This window comes from Bradyrhizobium tropiciagri (assembly GCF_001189845.1).
GTDB lineage: Bacteria > Pseudomonadota > Alphaproteobacteria > Rhizobiales > Xanthobacteraceae > Bradyrhizobium > Bradyrhizobium tropiciagri.
Window position 1 is genome coordinate 1 of the sequence record NZ_LFLZ01000159.1, and the last position, 2,596, is coordinate 2,596.

General features: G+C 64.1%; 3 protein-coding genes. All 3 read right to left on the minus strand.

All coding sequences use genetic code 11. The features are described from left to right. Nucleotides 1-75 precede the first annotated feature (75 nt). The 3 genes from tnpC to tnpA are packed head-to-tail and all read right to left on the minus strand — an operon-like array spanning nt 76 to nt 2,519. Nucleotides 76-1,728, minus strand: a complete 1,653-nt coding sequence (gene tnpC / locus AKN84_RS44145) for an IS66 family transposase (protein WP_050426583.1) — start codon at nt 1,726-1,728, stop codon at nt 76-78. Nucleotides 1,729-1,773: 45 nt separating this feature from the next. Then, a complete protein-coding gene (tnpB, locus tag AKN84_RS44150) occupies nt 1,774-2,121 on the minus strand; it encodes an IS66 family insertion sequence element accessory protein TnpB (RefSeq protein WP_050426584.1) in 348 nt (115 codons plus the stop codon). Continuing rightward, nucleotides 2,118-2,519: an IS66-like element accessory protein TnpA gene (gene tnpA / locus AKN84_RS44155; RefSeq protein WP_050426585.1), complete on the minus strand. Its 402-nt coding sequence runs from the start codon at nt 2,517-2,519 to the stop codon at nt 2,118-2,120. Before tnpA ends, tnpB begins: the two co-directional genes overlap by 4 nt. Between the last annotated feature and the right edge of the window lie 77 nt (nt 2,520-2,596).

Consider the following 2,596-nt stretch of genomic DNA (forward strand, 5'->3'; position numbering starts at 1 on the left):
TACGCATACGATGAAGACCGCCCGATTGACGCGTGCGCGCGGGCACGGCGAGCTCTATGATGGCGTTGCGTGAAGTCAGGCGGCCTGCTGACCGGCGGGCTTGCCGGCTTGGCCCAGGAGCTTCCATTCCCAGGGCAGCAGTTCGTGCAGACGCGATGCGGGAAGATCGGCGATGCGGGCGAGGATGTCGGCGAGCCAGACCTTCGGATCGACCTCGTTGAGGCGACAGCTCGTGATCATCGTCAGCATGATGGCGGCACGGTCGGCGCCACGCTGGCTGCCGGCGAAGGTCCAGTTCCGCCGTCCCAAGGCGATGCCTCTCAATGCGCGCTCGGCGCAATTGTTGGTCAAGCAGATCCTGCCATCGTCGAGGAAGCGGGCGAAGTCGTCCCAGCGCCTGAGCATATAGTTGATCGGCTTCAGGACCTCGGAAGAGCGCGAGAGGGTTTCGCGCTCACGCAGCAACCAGACGTGCATGTCCTTAAGAAGCGGCTTGCTCTCTTCCTGGCGCACGGCGCGCCGCTCGTCGGCGCCGCGGCCGTTGATGGCGCGCTCGATGTCGAACAACGCATCGAGGCGTCTGACCGCCTCCAGCGCGATCGGAGAGACCGGTTTGCCTGTCTTACCTTCCCGAGCCTTCTTCTCGATGTCAGCCAGCTCGAAGAAGCCCCGACGCGCATGGGCAAAGCAAAACGTGGGCGTGATCGGCAGCTCTTTTCGCTGCGGGTCGAACAACGGTTCAAAGCCACTGTAACAGTCGCACTGCAGGATGCCGGCGAAGGCGGCCAGATGCTTCTGGGGATGCTCGCCTCGTCGGTCGCTCGAGGCGTAATACACCGCCGCCGGCGGCGCAGGCCCGGCAAAGGGCCGGTCATCCCGCACGTACGTCCAGATCCGCCCGGTCGTGCACTTGCCCTTCGCCAGGATACGGATGGTGGTGTCATCGGCATGCAGGCGCTCGGCCGCGAGCACATGGCGTTCGATCAAGTGGAAGAGCGGCATGACGGCGAAGGTCCCGTGGCCGACCTGGTCAGCCAGCGTCGACAAGGACAGGTCGATCCCCTCAGCCTTGAAGCGAGCACTCTGGCGGTTGAGCGGGATATGCATGCCGAACTTCTCGAACAGGATCGTCGCCAGCAATTGCGGGCCGATGAAGCCGCGCGGCGTGGCATGGAACGGTGCCGGCGGCTGGCTGATCTTCTCGCAATCACGGCAGGTGAACTTCTCCCGTACCGTCTCGATCAACTTGAAGCGGCGTGGGATCTCCTCCAGCGTCCTGGTCACATCCTCGCCGATCTTCGCCAGCCGCGACCCGCCACAGCAGGCGCAGCTCGTCGGGGCCTCAATGACGACGCGCTCGCGCTCGATGTCATCCGGCCAGGGCTTGCGCACCGGCCGCTTGCGCGTGAAGGAACGGACGTTCTGCGTCTTTGCTGCTGCAGCCTGCGCCGCAAGCTCATCCTCGCTCGCCGCCGCAACGAGGTCTTCGAGTTCCAGCTCCAACTGCTCGAGCAACCGCGCCGTGCGCTCGGAGCGCGGCCCGTACAGTTCGCGTTTGAGCTTCTCGATCCGCAGCTCGAGATGCGCGATCAGCGCCTCGTTGTCCGACAGCTCAGCCCGCACACTGGCAGCCACCGCCTCAGCATGTAGCCGCGCCTCACGCTCGGCCTGCAGCGCCGCCAGGGCACTTGCAAGGTCCGATGGAAGGTCGTCCGGCTTCGATATCATGAAGCCAGTGAATCAGATCAAGCCGCAGATTCAAACCACAAAACGCTATCCGACCCGCGTCGGACGCTGGGTTTCTTGTGGGTTGCGCCAATCGATCCCGGACAACAGATAGCTCAACTGCGCCGGCGAGATCGTTACCGATTCACCGGCAACCGATGGCCAGATGAACCTGCCTCTCTCAAGCCTTTTGGTAAAGAGGCATGCTCCCTGGCCATCGTGCCAGAGCACCTTCACAAGATCGCTGCGGCGACCACGGAAGACGAACAGATGACCGTTGAGCGGGTCTTTGTGCAGCACCTCCTGCACCTGGAGTGCCAACGACGGAAAGCCTCTGCGCATATCGGTGTAGCCTGTCGCGAGCCACACCCGCGCGCCTGTCGGAACCGGGATCATCGGCGCACCAGGGCATCGAGAACGCGACGCAGCGCGTCTCCATCAACGTCGCCATCGACCCGGATGCGGCGTCCGCTACCAAGGTCGATCTCGATGATGCCCTGGCTCCTCCGTCGACGCGTCGGTGCCGTCGTCAGTGGCGCTTCGGTCAGATCCCGCGCCGGCACAGACGGCCCAATCTCGACCGGCACGAACGGCGCCACACTCGTCTCACCGTGCCTGCAAAGCTCTTTGCGCCACCGGAACAGCTGGCTCACATGAAGGCCGGCCATGCGAGCCACCTCGGAAACAGTGGCTCCAGGCTCGAGCGATGCTGCAACTAGCCGTTCCTTCTCATCTCGCGACCACCGCCGTCGCCGCTCTACCGATGTGATCACCTCTGCCCGCGATATCGTCATAGCGCTTCTCCTAGGACTACCCCTAGGACCTGCAGCGCTCGCCTCCCTCAAACAAGGCGGCCGTCAGCGGAGGCATA

Excerpts from the sequence above, each read along its gene's own strand:
- tnpC (WP_050426583.1), bottom strand. The coding sequence starts at position 1,728 with ATGATATCGAAGCCGGACGACCTTCCATCGGACCTTGCAAGTGCCCTG.
- tnpB (WP_050426584.1), bottom strand. The coding sequence starts at position 2,121 with ATGATCCCGGTTCCGACAGGCGCGCGGGTGTGGCTCGCGACAGGCTAC.
- tnpA (WP_050426585.1), bottom strand. The coding sequence starts at position 2,519 with ATGACGATATCGCGGGCAGAGGTGATCACATCGGTAGAGCGGCGACGG.